This window comes from Acidobacteriaceae bacterium, assembly GCA_035944135.1.
In the GTDB taxonomy this organism is placed as follows: domain Bacteria; phylum Acidobacteriota; class Terriglobia; order Terriglobales; family Acidobacteriaceae; genus Granulicella.
This window is the reverse complement of sequence record DASZBM010000010.1, coordinates 252,218-267,954: the sequence shown is the minus strand read 5'-3', so window position 1 is coordinate 267,954 and position 15,737 is coordinate 252,218. Positions and strand designations below refer to the sequence as shown.

General features: G+C 61.6%; 17 protein-coding genes. 8 read left to right on the top strand and 9 right to left on the bottom strand.

The window, feature by feature from the left end; translation table 11 throughout:
• Positions 1-29: 29 nt before the first annotated feature.
• Complete coding sequence (locus VGU25_15625) at positions 30-2,291, top strand: TonB-dependent receptor (protein HEV2578634.1); 2,262 nt, start codon at positions 30-32, stop codon at positions 2,289-2,291.
• A 122-nt stretch (positions 2,292-2,413) separates the two neighbouring features.
• On the top strand, positions 2,414-2,746 hold the full coding sequence (locus tag VGU25_15620; protein HEV2578633.1) for a hypothetical protein: 333 nt from the start codon (positions 2,414-2,416) through the stop codon (positions 2,744-2,746).
• A 64-nt stretch (positions 2,747-2,810) separates the two neighbouring features.
• Here VGU25_15620 and VGU25_15615 read toward each other — a convergent pair whose 3' ends face one another.
• Positions 2,811-3,464: an FmdE family protein gene (locus VGU25_15615; GenBank protein HEV2578632.1), complete on the bottom strand. Its 654-nt coding sequence runs from the start codon at positions 3,462-3,464 to the stop codon at positions 2,811-2,813.
• Between the two features lie 51 nt (positions 3,465-3,515).
• Between VGU25_15615 and VGU25_15610 the strand changes: the two genes are divergently transcribed.
• Positions 3,516-5,252: an alpha-amylase family glycosyl hydrolase gene (locus VGU25_15610; GenBank protein HEV2578631.1), complete on the top strand. Its 1,737-nt coding sequence runs from the start codon at positions 3,516-3,518 to the stop codon at positions 5,250-5,252.
• On the opposite strand, the gene VGU25_15605 is transcribed toward VGU25_15610, so the two are convergent.
• On the bottom strand, positions 5,249-6,049 hold the full coding sequence (locus VGU25_15605) for a hypothetical protein (GenBank protein ID HEV2578630.1): 801 nt from the start codon (positions 6,047-6,049) through the stop codon (positions 5,249-5,251). The genes VGU25_15610 and VGU25_15605 overlap by 4 nt on opposite strands.
• A gap of 138 nt (positions 6,050-6,187) precedes the next feature.
• Between VGU25_15605 and VGU25_15600 the strand changes: the two genes are divergently transcribed.
• Both VGU25_15600 and VGU25_15595 read left to right on the top strand, forming a co-directional pair.
• Positions 6,188-7,840, top strand: coding sequence for a glycoside hydrolase family 28 protein (locus VGU25_15600; protein ID HEV2578629.1), 1,653 nt, complete (start codon positions 6,188-6,190; stop codon positions 7,838-7,840).
• A 21-nt stretch (positions 7,841-7,861) separates the two neighbouring features.
• On the top strand, positions 7,862-8,317 hold the full coding sequence (locus VGU25_15595) for a VOC family protein (GenBank protein ID HEV2578628.1): 456 nt from the start codon (positions 7,862-7,864) through the stop codon (positions 8,315-8,317).
• A 136-nt stretch (positions 8,318-8,453) separates the two neighbouring features.
• Here VGU25_15595 and VGU25_15590 read toward each other — a convergent pair whose 3' ends face one another.
• The 4 genes from VGU25_15590 to VGU25_15575 all read right to left on the bottom strand — a co-directional run bounded on the left by VGU25_15590 (position 8,454) and on the right by VGU25_15575 (position 11,188).
• Positions 8,454-8,999: a polymer-forming cytoskeletal protein gene (locus VGU25_15590; protein ID HEV2578627.1), complete on the bottom strand. Its 546-nt coding sequence runs from the start codon at positions 8,997-8,999 to the stop codon at positions 8,454-8,456.
• Positions 9,000-9,230: 231 nt separating this feature from the next.
• Positions 9,231-10,484: a glucose-1-phosphate adenylyltransferase gene (glgC, locus tag VGU25_15585; GenBank protein HEV2578626.1), complete on the bottom strand. Its 1,254-nt coding sequence runs from the start codon at positions 10,482-10,484 to the stop codon at positions 9,231-9,233.
• Positions 10,485-10,620: 136 nt separating this feature from the next.
• Complete coding sequence (locus VGU25_15580) at positions 10,621-10,902, bottom strand: hypothetical protein (protein HEV2578625.1); 282 nt, start codon at positions 10,900-10,902, stop codon at positions 10,621-10,623.
• 142 nt (positions 10,903-11,044) lie between these two features.
• On the bottom strand, positions 11,045-11,188 hold the full coding sequence (locus VGU25_15575) for a hypothetical protein (GenBank protein ID HEV2578624.1): 144 nt from the start codon (positions 11,186-11,188) through the stop codon (positions 11,045-11,047).
• Positions 11,189-11,284: 96 nt separating this feature from the next.
• On the opposite strand from VGU25_15575, the gene VGU25_15570 reads away from it, so the two are divergent.
• Positions 11,285-11,731, top strand: a complete 447-nt coding sequence (locus VGU25_15570; GenBank protein HEV2578623.1) for a hypothetical protein — start codon at positions 11,285-11,287, stop codon at positions 11,729-11,731.
• 187 nt (positions 11,732-11,918) lie between these two features.
• Positions 11,919-13,088, top strand: a complete 1,170-nt coding sequence (gene gcvT, locus VGU25_15565) for a glycine cleavage system aminomethyltransferase GcvT (GenBank protein HEV2578622.1) — start codon at positions 11,919-11,921, stop codon at positions 13,086-13,088.
• Between the two features lie 6 nt (positions 13,089-13,094).
• Here gcvT and VGU25_15560 read toward each other — a convergent pair whose 3' ends face one another.
• The 3 genes from VGU25_15560 to VGU25_15550 are packed head-to-tail and all read right to left on the bottom strand — an operon-like array spanning position 13,095 to position 15,193.
• A complete protein-coding gene (locus tag VGU25_15560) occupies positions 13,095-13,553 on the bottom strand; it encodes a MarR family transcriptional regulator (protein ID HEV2578621.1) in 459 nt (152 codons plus the stop codon).
• Between the two features lie 12 nt (positions 13,554-13,565).
• Positions 13,566-14,216, bottom strand: a complete 651-nt coding sequence (locus VGU25_15555; GenBank protein ID HEV2578620.1) for an alpha/beta hydrolase — start codon at positions 14,214-14,216, stop codon at positions 13,566-13,568.
• Positions 14,213-15,193, bottom strand: a complete 981-nt coding sequence (locus VGU25_15550) for a ring-cleaving dioxygenase (protein HEV2578619.1) — start codon at positions 15,191-15,193, stop codon at positions 14,213-14,215. The genes VGU25_15555 and VGU25_15550 overlap by 4 nt, the downstream gene beginning before the upstream one ends.
• Positions 15,194-15,347: 154 nt before the next feature.
• On the opposite strand from VGU25_15550, the gene gcvH reads away from it, so the two are divergent.
• Positions 15,348-15,737 carry a glycine cleavage system protein GcvH gene (gene gcvH, locus VGU25_15545; protein HEV2578618.1) on the top strand — a complete coding sequence of 130 codons (390 nt, stop codon included), beginning with the start codon at positions 15,348-15,350 and terminating at the stop codon, positions 15,735-15,737.

The window sequence follows — 15,737 nt, the reverse complement described above, 5'->3', positions numbered from 1 at the left end:
GCGGCTGCCTTGACGCGATATAAGAGGCTGTGAGCAAGAGTCTGGCGCGCTGGCTATGGTTGATGACGTTCGCAGTAATGGCGAATGCGCAGCAGGCGCGCGTGTGTGTGGTGGATCCCGCTGGGCTGCCGTTGACCAGCGCGAGTGTAGCCGTGAGCGGTCAGGCGCCCGCTGTCGCGCTGGATGCAAGCGCGTGCGCGAGTGTGCCGGCCGGATCGGCTGTCGTGATCAGCATGACAGGGTTTTCTCCCGTGACAGTGAATGGGTTGAGTGAAGGGTCGACCGAACGCGTGGTACTGAGGCCGGCCGCGGCGCAGGAGAGTGTCACGGTGACGGCGGACCGTGGACTCGCGGGGATCAACGATGCGGCGTCGAGCGTGGCCGTGCTGACGCAGACCAGCATGAAGGCAGAGCCGGGCTTGACACTGGATGATCGGCTGCATGAGGTTGCCGGGTTCCAGTTGTTCCGGAGAACGAGTTCATGGACGGCGAATCCGACAAGCAGCGGCGTGAGTTTGCGCGGGCTGGGATCGACGGCTGCAAGCCGCACGCTGGTGGTGAGCGATCAGGTGCCGATGAATGACCCGTTCGGCGGATGGGTGCACTGGAATGAGATTCCGGAGCCCGCGATACGTGATGTTGAGCTGGTGCGGGGCGGGTCGGCGGAGCTGTATGGGTCGAGCGCGATTGGCGGTGTGATTGATGTTGCGCCGGTTGATCCGCGCGAGGCCAAATCGATTCAGATTGCGGCGGACGCCAGTGGAGCGACGGAGAACTCTGTGCTCGCCGACGGCATGGCGGAGTCGGCGACGAGGTGGATTGCGCTGCTGGCGGCCGCGAGTGAGTTGAAGACGGGAGGGTACATTCCGACGGCACCGGCGCTGCGCGGGACTGTGGATGTGCCGGCCAATGTGGATTCGCAGAGTGGAAGGCTGGAGTTGCGGACGCCGCCGGGCGTGAACGGATGGACTGCGTTCCTGCGCGGGAATGTGTTGAATGAGTCGCGGCAGAATGGAACGCCGTTGCAGACGAATGCGACCAGGCTGTGGAGGTATGCAGGCGGAGGCGATACGGATTTTGCGAAGACGCATGCGGCTGTGCGGATGTTTGGATCGAGAGAGGGTTATCGGCAGAGCTTTTCGTCGATTGCGGCGGACCGGAACAGCGAGAATTTGACGAAGCTGCAACGAGTTCCGACAGACGAGTTTGGATTTTCGGCGCAGGTCACGCACGCATATGCGCATGAAGTAGCAGCGGCGTTCGGCGCAGATATGCGCGACGTACGCGCGACGGATGATGAATGGCCCGTTTCCGGCGGCGTGGTTATGGCGCCAACGACAACCAGCGCGCGCCAGCGGGAACTTGGAGCGTTTGCAGACGCGATCTGGCAGCCGAAGGGTTGGTCGGTGTCGGGATCAGTGCGCGTGGACAGCTTTCGGACATTTGATGTGCTGCAAACTGTGGCGAGAGCACGCACGACGATGCTGCCGGAGCTTGACGAGCTGATGACGAGTCCGCGCATAGGGCTCGTGCGGTACCTGGCGCACGGCGTGGCTCTGACCGGGACGGCGTTTCGGGCATTTCGCGGACCGACGATGAACGAGCTTTATCGCACAAGCCAGGTTGGACAGCAGACCACGACAGCGAACAATTCCCTGCTGGCAGAGCGTGCGACGGGATTCGAGTTCGGGACAGAGCTTGGGCAGATGCGCAATGGGGATCACGAGCCTGGGCGCGTGCGTGCGACGTACTTCTGGACCGAGGTGAACCGGCCGATCTCCGCGGTGCTGCTATCACAGACCGCGACATCTCAGCTTCTGCAGCGGCAGAATCTCGGGCAGATCCGGAGCCGCGGCGTGATGGTTGAGGCACAGAGTGCGAAGTGGCGAGGGTTCGATGGTGGCCTGGGATATCAGCTCGCAGTCGCGACCGTGACGGCGTTCAACTCGAACAGCGTGTTGCCGAGCAATCTGACTGGCAACTGGATTCCGGAGGTGCCGAGGCAGTCTGTCACGGCAACGGCAAACTACACGGCGGCGAAGGTGGCGAGCTTTCATCTCATCGCCGCTTATCAAGGGCAGGAGTTCGATGATGCGGCGAACCAGTACAGGCTGCATCCCTACGCGCGGTTTGATATGTCCGCTGAGCGGAATCTGCGCTGGGGGCTGAGTGTGTATGCAGGCGCGCAGAATCTGCTGAACCGGCAGATCGATGCGGGGCTGACGCCGCTTCTGACACTTGCGGCGCCGCGGCTGGTGCAGGCAGGCATGCGTTTCACATTCGAGCGCTAACGATAAGAGAAACTCAGCTAGAACACTGTGGCCGCGAGAAGGTTGCGCGCAACTCGCTCTATGGGCCCGCGTTTACCTGACTGTACGGCGATTCAAGATCGCCCACAGGAGGTAAGGCTCATATGTTCACCACTTTGATTGCGAAGGTTGCAGGCATGAAGGCGAAGGTACTGACAGGGACAGCAATTGCAGGTGCCGCACTGATGATGGCGGCTCCAGCGGCACAGGCGCAGCATGTGCGGTTCGGTGTCACGATTGGCGCGCCGGTATACGTGGCTCCCGCGCCTCAGGTGGTGTTCGCGGGGCCGGGCTACTACGACGGCATTTACTTCCGCGACTATGACGCATGGCGCACGCATTATGTCGTACGCGACCAACGCTTTGATCGCGACTATCATCGCGACTTCGACCGCGACCGTCATTTTGATCGCGATCGCCGCTTCGACCGCCGGTAAGAGATCCCCGGGTGGGATGCAGCAAAGCCGCTCCGCAATGGAGCGGCTTTGCTGCGTGTGGATCTTAAAGCGGCTGGTAGTAGAGCGAGGCGGGATTTGCGCAAGCCAGGCAGAGGCGCTCGCCGTCCCGTTCGACGAAGCGGTCGAAGTTGACGCCTTCTCCGCAACGCGCGCAGGCGACGCGCTCGCCCTTGTAGCCGGGGAACTCGCTGGGCGAGAGCGGGACCCGCACCCACTGCTCCGAGAAGAGCTCTTCGTCGGGGAGTTCGCGGTAGGCGCGCATCTGCGCTTCGTTCTTGTTGAGCTCCGGGTAGAGTTCTTTCGCACGCTGCTTGGAGCCTTCGAGTGCGACGACACGAATTCCCTTGTATTCGTTGGGTGCGAGCTGCGCATCGAGATCGATGAAGGTGGCGGCCATTTTGCCCCAGTCGCGCAGCTTCAGGGCGCGTTTGCCGACGCGGGCTCCGGTGACGACGGCGATCGCGTCAGTGGCACAACGATCGATCTCGACAAAGACGACCGGGCGTTTGCGGTCAGGATTCAAGTCACCGTTCAGCAACAGCTTCTTGCGCGGCGAGCGGATGCCAAGGCGGCTCATCGCGAGCATCGCCATGCGAACTCCGAGGATCTGCCCGGCGCAGAGATGGCCATGGGCGACTTCCGCCTCGTGAAGTAGTTCATCGAGCTCCGAGTTGTCGATGGAAGTTGCGGCGCTCATGGTATCGATGCTACGCCTGTAAGAGCATCTCAAGTTGTGACGAGGAGAGCGATGGCGGCATTGCAGTGGTGGCAGACGGGAGTGATCTACCAGATCTATCCGCGCAGTTTTCAGGATACGAACGGCGATGGAGTTGGCGATCTTCCGGGAATCACAGCGCGACTGGACTATATAGCCGGCCTTGGCATCGATGCGATCTGGATTTCGCCGTTCTATCCGTCGCCGATGAAAGATTTCGGCTATGACGTGTCGGACTACACGGGGGTCGATCCGACCTTCGGCACGATGGAGGACTTCGACACGCTGCTGCGTGAAGCGCATGCGCGCGGGCTGCGGGTCATTCTCGATTTTGTGCCGAACCACACCTCGGATGAGCATCCGTGGTTTGTCGAGTCGCGAACGTCTGTGAAGAATGCGAAGCGCACCTGGTATCTGTGGCATAAGCCACTACCCGCGGGAGATGACTGGAAGCCTGCACAAGAACGCTATCCGAACAACTGGATGTCGCACTTCGGCGGCCCGGCATGGCAGTGGGATCAGAAGACGGAGCAGTTTTATCTACATTCGTTTTTGAAGGAACAGCCCGACTTGAACTGGCGGAACACCGATGTGCGTGAGGCCATCTATGGAGCGATGCGCTTCTGGCTGGAGAAAGGCATCGACGGATTTCGGATGGACGTGCTCTGGCTGCTGATCAAGGATGCGGAGTTCAGAAACAATCCGCCGAACCCGGAGTATCACGGCGGAATGCAGGACTTCGCGTCGACCCTTCCGGTTTATAACTCGAACCGGCCGGAGACGCATGAGATCGTGGCGGAGATGCGTGGCGTGTTGGACAGCTACGGGGCGACGCTGCCGGAGACTGCGGATGCGAGCGAGGCGAGTTCGGCATTGGAGATGAAGTCGGCGAGGTCCCACCGCGTTTTGATCGGGGAGATTTATTTGCCGCTCGCGGAGCTGGTGCAGTACTACGGGATGCCGGTGCAGCGTGGGCCAGCGCAGTTGCCGGCACCGGAGACCCAGGAGCTCAACGGAGCGAACCTGCCCTTCAATTTTCATCTCATCCAGACGGAGTGGAAGGCGAGCGCGATTGCGGAGATTGTTCAACGGTATGAACAGCTTCTGCCCCCGGGCGGCTGGCCGAATTACGTGCTTGGGAATCATGATCAGCCGCGGCTGGCGTCGCGTGTAGGAGCGAAGCAGGCTCGCGTGGCAGCAATGTTGCTGCTGACGCTGCGAGGCACGCCGACGCTGTACTACGGCGACGAACTCGGGATGGAAGACGTTCCGATTGCGCCGGACCAGGTGCGGGATCCAGCGGAGAAGAACGAGCCCGGCAAAGGACGCGGGCGCGACCCGGAGCGGTCTCCGATGCTTTGGGTGAACGCGCCGAATGCGGGATTTACGTCGCCGAACGCAACGCCCTGGCTACCGCTCGAGAGTGATTGGGCGACAAAAAATGCTGCGGTACAGCGGAGTGATTCGAAGTCGATGCTGACGTTGTACCGGAGATTGCTGGCGCTGCGGCGGCAACATGACACGCTGCATGCGGGCGCGATCACAAACGTTGCGGCCGAAGGGAACGTGCTGCGCTATGTGCGGCAAGGTTTGCCGGAAGGCGAGAGCACGGATTTTCAGGTGCTGTTGAATCTTGGGACGGAAGTAGCGCGTGCGCGCTGTGCGCCGGGTACGGTCGTGCTGACGACGATGCTGGACGGCGCAGGCGCGCGCGTGGATGGAGAGGTCACGATTGAGGCCGGTGAGGGGCTGCTGATCGCGCTGGATTAGCGATTCGTGCCGGCGGCGGTCTGCGGCTGTGCGTTGGGATCCCAAACTTTGTAATTCGCGGGCGGGGTGAAGAGGGCCGGATCGGGTGGACCGACCGTGAGATTCTCAACCTCCCACGTGTTACGTCCGGTGCGCGGGTCATCATCGATAGCGAGGAGGATCGTGCGATTCTGGCGATTCATCCAAGTCTCATGCACAACCTTGAGTGGTGAGTCGTTCCCTTCCCGACCAGCCGGAATAATCTGGGTCGTGCGGGAGCCCGTGGCTTCGATGCCGGCAATCGTGCGTGTGCCGAGATTTTCGGTTGTGTACTCGGGCCGAGGGTATGGAATGCCCGGTGTGCGCGGGATGTCCTTCCAGTTCGGCTGCGAGTTTGTCTGCATATGATTGACCGTCGCGATGGCCATGCTGCCTGGGCCTATGCTCCAGCTTGTGAAGGCCTGACCGGCCTGGTCGTATATCTCGACTTGCATGCGCAGCTGCGGTTGCCCGCTGGCGTCGAGATCGCAGCCTTCGATGCGCTGCCGCAGGGTGCGACCGTTTTCGTCGCGCGCCTGGGTGGATTCGGTGGCCCAGTGAACCGTATTGCCATCGGGCAGGGTTTGTTCGAAGCTCTGCTTGACGGTCGCGGTGTATGCCGGTGCGGGATTCCGGTTGGTCGACACGAAGACCTCGCGCTGCACGCTGTAGCGTATTACGCGGACGCAAGGCGTCACGTTCTGGGCTGATGCGTTTGTGGCGGCGAGCACGAGGATCCCGCAAGGAACGAAGAACACAACTCGAATGCCTGAACGCATGAATCTCCTCCGCGCACAGTGACACGATTGCTGCCGAATCAATTGCCTCATGAGGGTATGCCGGAGCTCATGTCGGTGCAAGAGGAAACATGTATGACTTACACGTATAGATGTCTGACTGGTAGTATGTCTGGCATTATGCAACGTCGTGATTTGCTGAAGGTTTCGCCTATTGTCCTTGCCTCAACCGTGGGCCGAGTTGCGCTGGCCCAGTCGCCCTCTGCGCCGGGTTCCGCAGAGGCAGTTTTCAATGTGCGTAGCTTCGGTGCGACAGGTGACGGCAAGACCGTTGACTCGCCGGCCATCAACAAGGCGATTGAAGCGGTCGCGGCGGCGGGCGGCGGAACGCTGGTCTTTCCGGCAGGAACATACCTCTGCTTTTCGATTCACCTGAAGAGCCACGTCGATCTGTGGCTGGATCGCGGATGCACGATCCTGGCGGCGGACTCGCCGAAGAAGGGTGACACGACGGGATACAACGGTGGAACGTACGACGCCGCCGAGCCAAACGATCCATGGGTGCCGTACCAGGACTACGGGCATAACCACTGGCACAACTCGCTGCTGTGGGCGGAGAACGAGCACGACTTCGGCATCTTCGGCACGGGACTGATTTATGGCAAGGGGCTGTCGCGCGGCTCGGGCTCTAACGCGGCTCCCGGATATGAGCCGTTTATCGCTGAGCAAGCGGGCGTGGGCAATAAGGCGATCGCGCTGAAGAACTGCCACAATGTGACGCTGCGCGACTTCTCGATCGTAAAGGGCGGCCACTTCGCGCTGCTGGCGACGGGCGTAGACAACATGACGCTCGACAATCTGCTGATCGATACCGACCGCGACGGGTTCGACATCGACTGCTGCAAGAACGTGCGCGTGTCGAACTGCACGGTGAATTCGCCGTGGGATGACGGAATCTGCCCGAAGTCGAGCTATGCGCTGGGCTACGCGCGCTCAACGGACAACGTGACGATTGCGAACAACTATGTGACCGGCATCTACCAGCTGGGAACGGTGCACGACGGAACCTGGAAGCGCTTCCCGGACGACGCGCACGTGCCACGCAATGGGCGCATCAAGTGCGGAACGGAGTCGAACGGCGGGTTCCGCAACATCACGATTACGGGCAACGTGCTGGAGGGATGCAAGGGCATCTCTCTGGAGACGAGCGACGGAGCGTATCTCGAGGACATCGCAATCACCGGCAACACGATGCGCGAGATCCAGGACGCACCGTTGTTCCTGCGCCTGAATCGGCGCAACCGCAACCCAAAGGAGACGCTGCGGCCGGGCACCCTCCGGCGTGTGGTGATCTCGAACCTGGTGAGTCACGATTCGACGTCGTCGACGTCGTCAATCTTCTCGGGCATTCCGGAGAACCTGATTGAGGATGTGAAGCTTTCGAACTGCTTCTTCGGGCATCGCGGTCTGCCGAAGGACATGAAGATCGGATGGGGAGAGAGCGCGAAGCCGATGCCGGACTGGCACTCCATCCACGTGCCAGAGGACGAACAGGGTTATCCGGAACTGCTGCATTTTGGGCCGACGCCGTGTAACGCGTTCTTCGTCCGGCACCTGAAGAACCTGGAGATGAGCCACGTGGAGGTTTCGCCGCAGGTAAGCGACGCTCGACCGGCCTTCTGGCTGGAAGATGTGCACCGGGCGGACTTCTTCGCGATCACGGCACCGCCTCAGCCGAACTTCTCGCTGCACAACGTGAGCGATCTACGAGTGTTCTGGTCGCGGGCGGCGAAGGATACGACGTTGGCGAATGCGAGCGATCAGGTGGTGTAACTTGAACCGCGAGGGTGAACGATGCCAAAGATTACGCCGTTTCTGTGGTTCGACAAACACGCTGAAGAAGCGGTCGACTTCTACCTGAAGGTGTTTCCGAACTCGCGTCGCACGAGTGAACTACGCTCCGGCGACGCGGGCCCGGGACCGAAGGGCAGCGTCGTGACGATTGGCTTCGAGCTGGATGGGCAGCCGTTCACGGCCTTGAACGGCGGCCCGGACCACACATTCAACGAGGCCATTTCATTCTTCGTGCACTGCAAGGACCAGGCGGAGATCGATTCCTACTGGTCGAAGCTGCTCGAAGGCGGAGGCGGGGAGATTGCTTGCGGGTGGCTGAAGGACCGCTTCGGTGTGCGTTGGCAGGTGGTTCCGGAGAACATTATGGAGCTAATACGAGAGCCAGGCGCGATGCGCGCGATGATGTCGATGAAGAAGCTGGATATCGCGGCGCTGAAAGCGGCGGCGAAGAACTAAACGCAGATTCCCTGCCACCCGAGCGAGCAAACTCGCCGGGGACCCCGCTTCGGGAATGACAACAAGAAAGGCAAAGGCAGAAAAGCACAAAGGCCGCGATGAGAGCGCGGCCTTTGTGCTTTCGTGTGGATGAAGCTTAGCTGTGCGAGCCAGCAGCGGCGGGCTCGGGGGTGGAGCTGGTGGTCGATGAGCTCGAGCTGGAACCAGAGCTGCTGCTGCCGCCCTTGCCCTCGGCGCCCGGCTTGCGGATGTCGATGCCGCCCTTGAAGAAGGCGCCGTCCTCGATGGAGATGCGGGCTGCGACGACGTCGCCCGTGAGCGAGCCTTCGCTGCGGATGTCGACCCGGTCAGAGGCCTGGCAGTTGCCGCGGACCTTGCCGAGCACGACGATCTCGCGTGCCATGATGTTCGCGGCGACCTGGCCGTTGCGGCCGACGGTCACGCGATTGCCCGGCAGATTGATTGCGCCTTCCACCTTGCCGTCGACGTACAACGACTCTGAACCGGTGAGCTCGCCCTTAACGACGAGGCTCTTGCCGATGGTGGCCTGCTCGCCGGTAGCGGCGGCAGTTGACCCGCTGCGAGCGGCAGCGTCAAAGGCAGGTGCACCAGCGGGGGGCTGGGGACGTGCTGGCTCAGGGGTGGGAGGCGTTTGACTGCCAGGCTGGTTCGGTTTCCACATAGTTTGATTTTCCTTTCCTCGTCAGGAGGGATTCTCTCGCAGGTTTCGAGCCGCCCACGCTGATGCGCGTAACACAGCCTCTGGCCCCGTGCTCAGTCCACCATACTCCATTTGGCCGGAAACTTGCCTAGAGCGGAAAACGAGGAGGAACCGTGCAGGATTCCCGGCAAATGCAGGCAGAACTTTGGGGTTTGGACGCAATGGAGTGCCATCCGTTACTGTGGAAAGCCGCTACATTACCTGTAAAAACTGCTCCGATACCGGATTTTCGAACTGGGAATAGTCCCGGGTGACGACCGTAAGGCCGGAGCCGGTGACGAAATAGTTCTTCTTGTCCTCGGCCGGGTCGTACCCGATTACAGTCCCGTCCGGGATGTGGCAATCGCGATCGATGATGGCGTGGCGGATGCGGCAGTGCCGCCCGACGTTGACATGGGAGAAGATGACGCTCGAATCTACGTCGGCGTAGCTGTTGACGCGTACGTCATGCGAGAGCACGGAGTTGCGCACGACTGATCCCGAGACGATCGATCCGGCCGACACGATCGAGTTGATGGCCATGCCGGTGCGACCGGGCTCACCGAATACGAACTTGGCGGGCGGATATTGATACGCGCGGCTGCGCATGGGCCACGCCTTGTCGTAAAGATTGAACGTTGGAGTGACGGACGCCACGTCCATGTTGGCCTCGTAGTAAGCCTCGAGGGTTCCGACGTCGCGCCAGTAAAGCGCGCGCTGCTTGTTCTCGTCGACGAAGTTGTAGGCGACCATCTTGAAGCGGCCCAGGATCTTGGGCAGAATGTCGTGGCCGAAGTCGTGGCGCGATTCGGGGTCTTCGGCATCGCGAAGGAGCTCGGGAATCAGAACATCCGTATTAAAGAGGTAGATGCCCATCGAAACATCGACCATGTCCGGATTGAACGGAGAGCGGATGTTCGTCTCCTTGGGCTTTTCGACGAAGCCGATCACCTCGCCGTTCTTCCCCACCTCGACGACGCCGAAGGCGGAGACCTCATCGGGCGTCACCGGCAGCGTGGCGAGAGTGACATCCGCGCCGGAGGCACAGTGGTGCTCCTTCATCAGCGCGTAGTTCATCTTGTAGATGTGGTCGCCGGAGAGGATGAGGACGTGCTGCGGCTCCTCGGAGCCAATGGAGTAGATGTTCTGGAAGACGGCGTCCGCGGTTCCCTGGTACCAGGACTTGGAGACGCGCTGCATCGGCGGCAGGATCTCGATGAACTCACCGAGCTCGCCCGCGACAACGGTACCCCAGCCTTCGCGGATGTGGCGGTTCAGCGAAAGCGCCTTGTACTGCGTAAGGATGTAGACGTGGCGCAGGTCGGAGTTGATGCAGTTGGAAAGGGTGATGTCGATGATGCGGTATTGCCCGGCGAATGGGACGGCAGGCTTAGCGCGGTCCCGCGTCAGGGGGAAGAGTCTTTCGCCGGCACCTCCGGCGAGCAAAACACCAAGCGTGTCTCTCATCGTGCAGCTACCTCTCGCTATCCATTCCCGTCTGACGCAAGTTTCAATGCCCGGGGAGGCACGAGTCTAGCACGCAAATCGCGGAAAATGTATAGCCGCGAGAGAATGCGGCTGAAAGAGCAGCGACGCGCGGGCCCTAAGAAGAGGATCCGCTATCGTGCTCTTCGGTGGTGATGCGCAGCGACTTCAGGAAGGTGAGGTCGTTGCGCGTGAAGGGCCCGTGTGCCGGCTCGTCGCCATTGTCCTTCTGTTCCTCCTCGACTTCGTTCAGACCGATGGTCGCCTCGAGCATCAGGAGTACATCAAACCCCTGCTCCCGGATCTCGCGGACGACGCCCGCAATCTGCTCGCTCTCGGATACGGACTCGTGAATTGCTTCGCCGAGCTTCTGAATGAGGTCCTTGACCTGTTGATTCAACGCCACCTCCCGATCATCTGTTGGAATGCCCCTGACCACGCATCGGGTATTCCCTGAACAGCGGGAACGGCAATTGCGGGGTAATTCTGATTAAACAGACTACGCCGAGGCAGCGGCTCCGCCAAGATGAAAGACGAAGGCCTCACACGACAGTGTGATGGTCGGACCATGCGGCCTCCAGCCGATGCGCCAGGTCCTCTACAGGTTCGCTGCGCTGCCGGTTCCAGATCATTAGGCCTGCCATCGCCGCGCAGGCTGCTCCCGCCACCCAAAAGAATGTCTTCATTGCTTCGTGCTCTCCCTTTCAAGGAGCTTGGATGTCAGTCGACCGCATTTCGTTTTGCGACGCGATGTGACAACCTTGGACACGTAAACTAGAACCATGGATCGGGTGAAGTTCGGGCGAGCGTTGGGATACGGGGCGCGACACGCCGCAAAGACGTTGGTGCAGGCGGCTGAGGCTGCCAGCGCACCGAACCCGTCCGCCAAAGCTCAAGCTGTGTCGCCCAGCAGACCATCTGAACCAACAGCCACTGCCGCGCCGCGCTGGGCTCCCGACCCCCGAACCGTCCGCGTCGCCGGCCGGCAGGCGAAATCATCCCTCATGGCACCGGTTGTGCGATTTTCGAGCGTCGTGTGGTTGCAGGTCACAGGGGTCTTCTTCGCGCTGATCGCGTTCGTCATGGGCGCGGCTGCTTGGCGGGCACGCGCCGCTGTTCACGCGGCCGCGGGCTCCCCTGCGGCGGTGAAACTCTACGCCTATCTGGCCATCTGCGCGGTGTTCACGTATTTCACCGTGAGCAGCTTCGTGCGCGCAGCGCGCAAGTAGAAGGCGACACCGGCGCTCCTTCGCACTCACTGGATCAGGACGCTGCTGATCAATGCATACACCGCCGTGTTGTTGCTCTGGAGCTGGCGGCTGTGGAACGGAGGCACCCGGCAGATCACTCGCAGGTCAGCGATTTACACTCGTAGAGTCGCGGCGCGCGTTGCGCTGCTCTGTGAGGATTCCACCCATGTCCACGACCGCTGCGCCCGCGCTCCGCCGTACCGCCCTTCATGCCACCCACCACGCCCACAAGGCTCGCATGGTCGACTTCGGCGGATGGGACATGCCGGTCCAGTACAAGGGCCTGATCGACGAGCACATGGCCGTGCGCACGGCAGTGGGGATATTCGACGTGTCGCACATGGGCGATATCCAGCTGCGCGGACCGAACTCGCTGGCCGCGGTCCAGCGCCTCCTGATGAACGATGCGAGCAAGCTGCAGATTGGCCAGGCGCACTACTCGGCCATGCTGTACCCGAACGGCACCTTTGTGGATGACGTCGTGCTGCACAAGCTGGGAGACAACGACTTCCTCATCGTCATCAACGCCGGCACGCGCGAAAAGGACGTGCAGTGGGTGCGGCAGACGATCGGCTCGATGGGTGGCGTGCACATTATGGACGTCAGCGATTACTACACACAACTCGCCATCCAGGGGCCGAAGGCCAAGGACACGCTGCAGAAGCTGACGAAGGTTGACCTGACCCCGATCAAGAACTACTGGTTCACCTGGGGAACAGTCGCCGGCTGCCACAATGTGCTGATCGCACGCACGGGCTATACCGGTGAAGACGGTTTCGAGATCTATATCCCGTCCGACGAGCCGACGAGCTCGCGCGTGTGGGGTGAGGTGCTGGACGCCGGCGCGGAGTTCGGCATCATGCCCTGCGGCCTGGGCGCCCGCAACACGCTGCGGCTTGAAGCGGCGCTGGCGCTCTATGGACATGAGATTTCGGACACCATCAACGTCTTCGAAGCCAACCTCGGGCGCTACTGCAAGCTGGATAAGGGCTCTGATTTTGTCGGCCGAGAGGCTTTGCTTCAGGTCGAGAAGGACGGCGGACCGAAGCGCAAGCTCGTCGGACTGGAGATGATCGAGCGCGGCATCGGGCGCGACGGATACCCAGTGCTCTCGCTTGAGGGCGAGCGCATCGGCGAAGTTACGTCGGGCTCGCCGGCGCCATTCCTGAAGAAAAACATCGCACTCGCGTACGTGCCGGTCGCTTACACCGAAATCGGGACAGAAGTTGGCGTGGAGATTCGCGGGCAATCGGTCAAGGCGAAGGTTGTGCCGACGCCGTTCTATAAACGGCCGAAGCCGAGCACTACGCCGGTTACGGCGCCACTGTCTTCGTAACCGCATTCATTTCGAAAGCTTCGCCTGCGCCGCAAGACCGATTGTCTTCAGTCCGCGGCGGAGCTCTGCGCGTTCTGCCGCCGGTATCGTGGACATCACCGCATCCAGATCGCGCTCGTGCCGTGCATAGAGCCGCTTGATGAGCGCGGTCCCGTGTGCGGTTAGCTGCGCGCGCCGGACGCGTCGATCCTCTTTGCTCGCAACACGCTCTACAAATTCGCGCTGTTCAAGCCGATCGATCGCCGCAGTCATCGAGGCATTCGTGATCAGGGCTGCCTCGCAGAGTTCGCTCATCGTGAGCGGGCCTTTGTGCAGCAGGGCTTCAAGGATCATGAAGTCGGAGAGGCCTATGTCGAGCGCGGCAACGGAGTGCTCGACGAACGCGGCCATAGAGCGGTAGGCGCGTGCGAGCACAACCCACAGCGCGGCTGCGGAGGTGTCGTTCGTCTTGTCGGCTGGGGGCATGCTCGTGTCAGTCTATGAGGTGTAGGCTTCGCGGATAAGTGTTCGCGCGAGCTCCAGCTCCTCCGCAGTAATTGTGTGCGGGCGTCCGGGGTAGCGGCGTGCGGTCACCACAGCGCCCATGCGCTCCAGTTCCGCAGCCGAGGCCTGCACACGCTGCCACGGCACGTGCGGGTCAGGATCGCCGCTAAGAAAAAGCGCAGGCGTTCCGGCAAGCGAGCCCTCGTGATGCAGGTCCGCATCCAGAGGGCCGATCAACCCGCCGGTGAACGCAATCAGTCCGGCATAACGCGCTGGGTTCGAGGCCACGAACTCGGTCGCAAGACAAGCGCCCTGCGAGAACCCGGCGACCACGATGCGCTCGCGCGGAATGCCGGCAGCCTCGATCTCCGCCACGACAGAGCCGACCTTCGCCAGTGCCGAACCCAGCCACGGCTCATTCGCCTCGCGCGGTGCCAGAAACGAGTTCGGATACCACGTGCGCCCCGCAGCCTGTGGCGCAAGGTAGGCGAGGCCTTCCCGGTAGAGCGGCTGCGCAAGCGAGAGGATGTCCTCGGCCGAGCTGCCGCGGCCGTGCAGCAGCACGACCGCTCCTTTTGCTTCTGCCAGCGGCGCGCCAGCGCGGACTTCTGGTTGGCTGGCGTGAGGGCTGAGGGCGCCGGTCATGCGGTCACCTCTTTCTTCATAGTCTGCGAGCTCTGATGCAGCTCTATCGGCTGCAGGCGTGTTTCGATGGCCGCACGCTGCGGCTCGAACCACGCAGGAATCCGCAGCGCCTCGCCGAGCGTGTCTGGCGTCTCATCGATGCCGAAGCCTGGATTATCCGTCGCAAGCTCGAAGAGCACCCCGCCGGGTTCGCGGAAGTAGATGGAATGGAAGTAGGTGCGGTCCTGCACCGAAGTTACCTGCAGGTGGTCGCCGATCTCCTCAAGCCATGCAAGCTGCGCCGCGTCATCCTTTGCACGGTAGGCAATGTGGTGAACGGAACCTGCTCCGGGTCGGCCGTAGCCGGCGTTCGGATCGACCACAACATCGATGTGGTTGCCGAGCGAACTGCCTGCGGGTGAGACGAAGCGCGTGCGGCTGCCCTCCGTCGCGGTCGGCTGGAAACCGAGCATCTTCATTGTCGCGGCGGTCCGGTCGAGACTGCGCTCGAGCAGGGTGACGCCAAAGAAGCCGCGTAATGCGTGCTCGGCGGGAACATCGGCGTAGCGGGATGGCGTGATCTGCGGCACGTCTGCATGCGCGACCAACTCGATCTTCATGCCATCGGGGTCGGCAAGCGTGAGCACCTCCTCGGCGCCGCTGAAGCGCGTCCCGGTGCGCTCGAAGAGAACGCCCTTATCGCGCAATCGCTGCTCCCAGTACGCAATCGAGCCCTGCGGGATGCTGAACGCGGTTTGCGTGACTTCACCGGTGCCGGCGTGTCCGCGCCGGGCGTGCGGCCAGGGGAAGAAGGTCAGGATCGTACCCGGACTGCCGGCGTCGTCGCCGAAATAGAAATGATAGGTGCCGGGGTCGTCGAAGTTGACGGTGCGTTTCACGAACCGCAATCCAAGCACCTCGGTATAGAAATCGAGGTTGCGCTGCGGGTCTGACGCAATGGCGGTAACGTGATGAAGTCCGGTGATGGGTTCTGGCATGGTGGCTCCTTTCCTCGGTGCCAATTACTTCTACACCATAAGATTCGATATCGAAGGAAAAGATTCAGCCGGTTTTATTGGGGGGTAAATTTCGTGCGCAAGTCGTTTGGATTCCACAAAACGGGCTCCGGCGAAATCACTTTACAATGACGACATGAGCTATCCGGAGAGCTATCGGTACGCCAAGTCACACGAGTGGCTGGCCATGAACGGCGAGACTGCCTCGGTGGGAATCACCGACTACGCGCAGGAATCGCTGGGCGACATTGTTTTTGTGGAGCTGCCCAAGGTGGGCCAGCAGATCGAGGCCGGAGCGACCTTCGGTTCCGTCGAAAGTGTGAAAGCGGTCAGCGATCTCTACGCGCCCGTGACCGGCACCGTCACCGAGGTGAATGAGAGCCTGAACTCGGCGCCCGAGACGGTCAACGCCGCGGCGAACGACACGTGGTTCATCAAAATCACTGTCACCAATCCCGACGAGGCGAATGCGCTGCTCTCGGCTGCGGACTACGAGAAGTTCGTCAAAGAAGAAACCGGTCATTAG